At 69.7% G+C, this 5,435-nt stretch carries 6 protein-coding genes and 1 pseudogene; all 7 read right to left on the minus strand.

Annotated features, from left to right (window positions below; genetic code table 11):
• The coding region (locus Q7A36_RS38100; RefSeq protein ID WP_305109011.1) for an IS630 family transposase at positions 1-484 on the minus strand (484 nt) is incomplete at its 3' end.
• Between the two features lie 137 nt (positions 485-621).
• Positions 622-852, minus strand: a pseudogene (locus Q7A36_RS41925) (helix-turn-helix domain-containing protein); the annotation flags it as partial.
• A gap of 34 nt (positions 853-886) precedes the next feature.
• Positions 887-1,156 carry an ABC-three component system middle component 2 gene (locus Q7A36_RS38105; RefSeq protein ID WP_305109012.1) on the minus strand — a complete coding sequence of 90 codons (270 nt, stop codon included), beginning with the start codon at positions 1,154-1,156 and terminating at the stop codon, positions 887-889.
• Positions 1,149-1,391, minus strand: a complete 243-nt coding sequence (locus Q7A36_RS38110; protein ID WP_305109013.1) for an ABC-three component system protein — start codon at positions 1,389-1,391, stop codon at positions 1,149-1,151. Before Q7A36_RS38110 ends, Q7A36_RS38105 begins: the two co-directional genes overlap by 8 nt.
• Before the next feature lie 240 nt (positions 1,392-1,631).
• Complete coding sequence (locus Q7A36_RS38115; protein ID WP_305109014.1) at positions 1,632-2,198, minus strand: PqiC family protein; 567 nt, start codon at positions 2,196-2,198, stop codon at positions 1,632-1,634.
• A 1-nt stretch (position 2,199) separates the two neighbouring features.
• A complete protein-coding gene (locus Q7A36_RS38120; protein WP_305109015.1) occupies positions 2,200-3,885 on the minus strand; it encodes a PqiB family protein in 1,686 nt (561 codons plus the stop codon).
• Positions 3,882-5,195 (minus strand): paraquat-inducible protein A, encoded by a 1,314-nt coding sequence (locus tag Q7A36_RS38125; RefSeq protein ID WP_305109016.1) that lies wholly within the window; start codon positions 5,193-5,195, stop codon positions 3,882-3,884. The genes Q7A36_RS38120 and Q7A36_RS38125 overlap by 4 nt, the downstream gene beginning before the upstream one ends.
• Positions 5,196-5,435 lie beyond the last annotated feature (240 nt).

Raw genomic sequence — 5,435 nt, forward strand, 5'->3', positions numbered from 1 at the left:
GACTGTAGGCCGGCAGGTGAAACACCTCGATCTGAGGCTCGCGCCCCGCCAGCCAGTCGCGGACCAGCCGCGCCCGGTGCACCTGCAAGCGGTCGAGGATGAGGAACACCTTGTGTCCGGCCTCGCGCACCAGGCGCTCGAGGAAGCGGATCAGGGTCGGGGCCTTGATCGCGCCGTTGAGGACGATCCAGCGCACCTCGCCCCTGTTGGCCACCGCCGAGACCAGGCCGACATTGGCCCGCCGGTGATTGGGGCGGACCACCGGGGTCTCACCCCGCGGGGCATGGCTGCGGCCGCGCAGGTCGTCCGAGCGCAGGCCGCTCTCGTCGCCCCAGAAGATCACGCCACCCTCAGCCTTGGCCCGCGCCGCGACCGCCGGGTACTCCCGCCGCAGCCAGCGCCGCACCGCCGCCGGGTCCTGCTCATACGCCCGCCGCAGCGGCTTCTGCGGCGTGTAGCCCCAGCGCGCCAGGTAGGTGCCCATCGTCCGCACCGCCACCGCCACGCCGAAGCGCTGCAGACCAGCGCCTGCACCGCTGCCCGGCTCCAGAGGGCGAAGTCCAGCCCCACCGCGTCCGGCATCTGCCGGCGCATCAGCGCCTGGACCTCGGCTTCCTGCTCGGCCGTCAGCAGGTTGCCATGCCCCGGCGCCGGCCCGCGCGGCTTGCTCTTCAGTCCCGCCGGGCCGTGCTCGGCGAAGCGCTCGCAGATATCGAAAACCCCGGTCTGGGTCAGCCCGACCTGGACTGCGATCGCGGCATAGGTCTGCCCCGCCTGACGCAGCCCGATCACCTGTCGCCGGCGCTCCTCTTGCACCTCCGGCGTCAGGCTCCGCATGTTCACCTGCTTCATGATGTCAGCTATTCGGGTACAGCAGGCAGAGCCTTCAAGAACGACGTGGCCGGGTCAATAACAACAGCAGGCCCCGTTCGATGATCCCGCGTCGAACGAGCAGCTCCCCATTCCGCAGCGGCGTGTTGGGGTGCAGGCTTTCCGGACCATCCGCGTCCTGGGAATGCACGACAAGGTAATCGAAATAGAGCAGTCTCTGGAGATCATAGGCTGAGGGGTGGGCCTCAGCGAGGATCGCTAGGGCACGCACGCCGGTTTCGAGCGCGCTGTTGAACGGCGCAGTTGTACGCTCCGCTTCAGCCACAGTCCGGCACCCAGGTCAGGCGATCGTCGTTGGCAAGCTGATGGCAGGTGCCGCGACGCTCAATGATCTCAACGCGCTCCAACAGCGCCGAACTGATCAAAGTGAGCGATGTTGCGTGGCTTGTGGTCGCATTGGCCGCCCCGAGGTCGGCAACCTTCGCCACCAGCGTGCCAACGAACTCCCGCAGATCAGCGAGTGACAAGGTCTCCAGCGGTGCGCTGTCGGGCGGCGACATGAGCAGGGTGAATCACGCCATCCCCGCAGGCGCAACCGCCTCGCCCTGCAATCTGCCCCGGGCACTCCGGAGAGCGGTTCCGGCTTTCGTTGCGGTCCTGAATTCCCCAGGTCGCCGCGCAATCCCTGGCCCAACCTGGGCTTCCGCGCGGTCGCAGGCCAACCGGAGCGCGGGTCTACAGGAAGGAATGGTGTGGCGCGAGGATCCGAGAGCGAACACTCTTTGGACAGGCGGACGTCCTTACCCCTGCAGCATGCCGGCAGTGGCATCCGCAAGCCGCCCAACCGCGACGCTGGCCGCGGCGACATAGGCGCGCATGTCCGGACCATCCGACGGAACGGAGGTGGTGAAGGACCGCATCGCCGGCTCGCGCCGGCCACCCCGGTGGCCGGCGGCGATCTGCGCGACCAGGGTCACCCTGCCATCGCGCTCCGCATCCAGCCGCTGGATACTGATCTCGACGGTGGCGTCCGGCGTCATCTGGATCGCGGTATCGGCCCCGATCACGTTGCTGCGCGGCAGGCGCTGCGTCAGGGCCTGGACCAGGACACGCGTCAGCATGCCGCCGAGCGGTTCGCCCCACCAGTCGTTCTCGGCCACCGTCAGGCGGTAATCCTCGGAGGAGCGCACGATCTGCTGCCGGTCGAGATAGCCCGCCAGGCTCACCTCGCGCACTGCGACCATCTTCGGGCCGGCGGGAAGCGCCGGCCCAGGTGGCACGACGAGGCTGTACAGGGTGGGGTTCGTGGACCGGCACCCGGCAGCCGCGAGGAGCAGGAGAAGGGCGCGGCGTGACGCGGGCGGCATCCTAGTTCGACCCCTGCCGGCCACGGATCAGCGCCTCCGGATGGCGATTCAGCAGGTCGGTCAGCCCCCGCAGCGAACGGGCGGTATCGTTCAGCTGCAGCATCAGCCGCTCGAGGTCACGGCTGAAGCGCGAGTTGTCGCCATAGCCCCGGTCGGCCGAGGCCAGCAGGCGGGTTGCCTGGGTCAGCGTTCCCTGCAGGCTCGCGGTGATGGCCGGCAGCTGCCGCAGGGTGGGCGACATGCCCTCGTCGAGCCGCTTCACCACATCCTGCGTGCCCGCGAGCGTCGCCTGCAGCGAGGCCAGCGACTGCCGAAGCTCGTCGCTGTTCACCATCTTCTCGACGCCCCGGAAGGTCGCCTCCAGGCTCGCGCCCATCTGGTCGAGCGGCAGCTTCTCGATCTTCGCCAGAAGCTGGCTCGCCGCGGCCATGGCGCCGGCGATCTGTCCCGGCACGGCCGGGATGACCAGCACGTCGCCCTCGACCACCAATTCCGCCGGTGCCGCGTCGGGGATCATCTCCAGTGCCACCTGCATCTGACCGGTGAGCAGGTTGGCGCTCTGCAGCTGCGCCCGCAGCCCCTTGGCCACCAGGATCTTCGCGTTCTCCACGGGGCCGCGCCTCGCGGCCGGCTGCACGTCGGCGATGCGCTCGGGCTGGACCTCGAACCGCACCGGCGCGTGGATCATGTCGCTGGCCGGGTCGTATACCAGCTCGACGCTGGTCACCTGGCCGACCCGCAGGCCTTGGAAGGTCACCGGCGCCCCGGCCGCCAGGCCGCCGACCGAGCCCTCGAAATAGGCCAGGGCCTTCACGTGGCGGCCATAGGTCTGGTCCTTCGCCGCCTGCTCGCTGGGATACAGGGGGAAGGCCGCCGGGATGGCGGTGCCGGCCGCCACGCGGCTGTCGTCTGGCGTGTCGAAGGCGATCCCGCCGAGGAGCAAGGCCGCCAGGGATTCGAGCTGGAGCTGCACGCCTTCGGCCCCGAGCTGCACCGAGACGCCCGAGGCATTCCAGAAGCGGGAATTGGCGCGCAGGTACTGGTCGAAGGGCGCCCGGATGAAGGCATGGATGGTCACGCTCTCGGCCATGCTGCCCAGATCCCAGCCGAGCACCTTCCCGACGTTCAGGTCCCGGAAGAAGATCGGTGAGCCGACACTGATCGAGCCGATCCGGCTGGCCTGCAACTCGACCGTACGGCCCGGGACATGCGCCTCCAGCACCGGCGGATCCTCGAGACCGGTGAAGCTCAGTTGGCGCTGGCCGCCCTCGGCCGGGCGGATCACCTCGACATAGGAGCCGGACAGCAGTGTGCCGAGGCCCGAGAGGCTGCCGGCGAAGAGCCGCGGCCGCACCACCCAGAACTGCGCGTTCTCGGTCAGCAGCGGCTCCGCTTCGCGCGTCGTGCGGATCGCCACCCTCACGCCGCCCAGGTCGGGGTTCAGCGAGATGCTCTCAACCAGGCCGACATCCACGTCGAGATGCCGGAGATGCGACTGACCGGCCTGCAGGCCCTCGGCGGACTGGAATGTCACGGTGATGAGCGGGCCGCGCTTCGCCATGGCGTCCCAAACCAGCCAGCCGGCGATCAGCACCGCGACGAGGGGCACCAGCCAGATCGGCGACAGGCGCGGCCGCAGATCGACCCTGGCGCGCAGGCTGGCCTCGGGGTGCAGGACGCTGCTCATGCCATCGCCTCCTCCTGCGCGCCGGCGGCGTCCCACATCAGCCGCGGGTCGAATGCCTCGGCCGCCAGCATGGTCAGGATCACCACGCTGGCGAAAGCGACCGCGCCGAAGCCCGAGCGGATGTTGACCAGCCCGCCGAAATGCACCAGCGCGACCAGGATCGAGGCCATGAAAACATCGATCATCGACCAGCGCCCGATGGCCGCGACGATGCGGTAGGCCCGGGTGCGGTCGCGCAGCCAGCGCGCGGAGCCGAGCCGGGTCGCCACCAGCATGGCGCCGAGCGCGATCAGCTTCAGCACCGGGATGACGACGCTGGCGCAGAACACCAGCGCCGCCAGCGGGAGCATGCCGCTCGCCAGCAACTCCACCACGCCGCCCATGATGGTGCTGGGCGCGCCGGAGCCGAGCTGGATCACCGTCAGGACGGGATAGAAATTCGCCGGACCGTAGAAGATCACGGCGGCGATCATCAGTGCCCAGGCGCGGGCCATGCTGTTGGGCTTGCGGTGGTGCAGGCGGGCGCCGCAGCGCAGGCAATGCGCAGGCCAGTCCGGGTCGGGCTGGCCGAGCAGGCCGCAGACCTCGCAGGCGATCGCACCCACCATCGGCTCCGGCATGAGGCCCGGCGATTCCCAGGATGCCCGGGCGGGATCGGCTTCCTGGCGGTCCAGCGCCTCCCAGACCGCCTGGCGGTCGAGCACCGCATCCGCCGCGACCATGGTCAGCATGAGGGCGCCCAGCGCATAGATCGCCGGGCCGAGCTCGATATGCACCAGGTCGATGAGCTTCACATAAGCGACGAAGACGCCGAGCAGGTAAACCTCGACCATCGACCAGGGGCGCAGCCACTCGATCCAGGCGAAGACCTGCCGCAGGTGCCGCCAGGGACGCCGCGACTGCAGTCCGCCGAGGACATAGGTCATGGCGAGAACCTTCACGACCGGCGCCGCGACGCTGGTGAAGAGCACCACGGCCGACAGCTCCCACAGCCCGTCGGAGCGCAGGTTCTTGGGCCCGGAGAAGAGGTTGGCGCTCAGGTCCATACCGCCGGCGCTTACCGTCATCAGCGGCATGAGGCAGGCGACGCCGATCAGGACCAGCGCCGCCAGGTTGAGCGCCAGCGCCCGCCCCAACGGCTCATGGCGCGCCCGGCGCAGCAGGCGGTTGCAGCGCAGACAATGGGCAGCGGTCCCGGGCCGCAACGCGGGCACGACCTGACGCAGCCCGCAATCGGGACATTCCCACAGACGGCGCAGCGTCGTGCCGGCTGGCTCCTGGCCTCCGGCGGGGTCGGGCGCTGCGACCATCAGACCTGGCCCCGGCGGGACGCCTCCAGGTCGCGCGACCTGGCCAGGGCGGCATCATGGCCATGGGCGGTGGATGGCGGCATCGATTCGGCCTCGGCGGAACAGGAATGCACAGCCATGCCCTGGCCAGGCGGGGCACGGCGCCGAACTCCTGGTCCGGAGGGAAATAGTAGGCCGTCGCGGCGGATTGGCCGGTCCAGAACCCTGTCCAAAATCCGCAAATCTGCCGCGGCGGGTGCC

Source organism: Paracraurococcus lichenis, from assembly GCF_030657435.1.
Taxonomy (GTDB): Bacteria; Pseudomonadota; Alphaproteobacteria; order Acetobacterales; family Acetobacteraceae; genus Paracraurococcus; species Paracraurococcus lichenis.

What these genes read in the sequence shown, in the direction of transcription:
- Q7A36_RS38125 (WP_305109016.1), bottom strand. Translation starts at nt 5,195, where the DNA reads ATGGTCGCAGCGCCCGACCCCGCCGGAGGCCAGGAGCCAGCCGGCACG.
- Q7A36_RS38115 (WP_305109014.1), bottom strand. Translation starts at nt 2,198, where the DNA reads ATGCCGCCCGCGTCACGCCGCGCCCTTCTCCTGCTCCTCGCGGCTGCC.
- Q7A36_RS38110 (WP_305109013.1), bottom strand. Translation starts at nt 1,391, where the DNA reads ATGTCGCCGCCCGACAGCGCACCGCTGGAGACCTTGTCACTCGCTGAT.
- Q7A36_RS38120 (WP_305109015.1), bottom strand. Translation starts at nt 3,885, where the DNA reads ATGAGCAGCGTCCTGCACCCCGAGGCCAGCCTGCGCGCCAGGGTCGAT.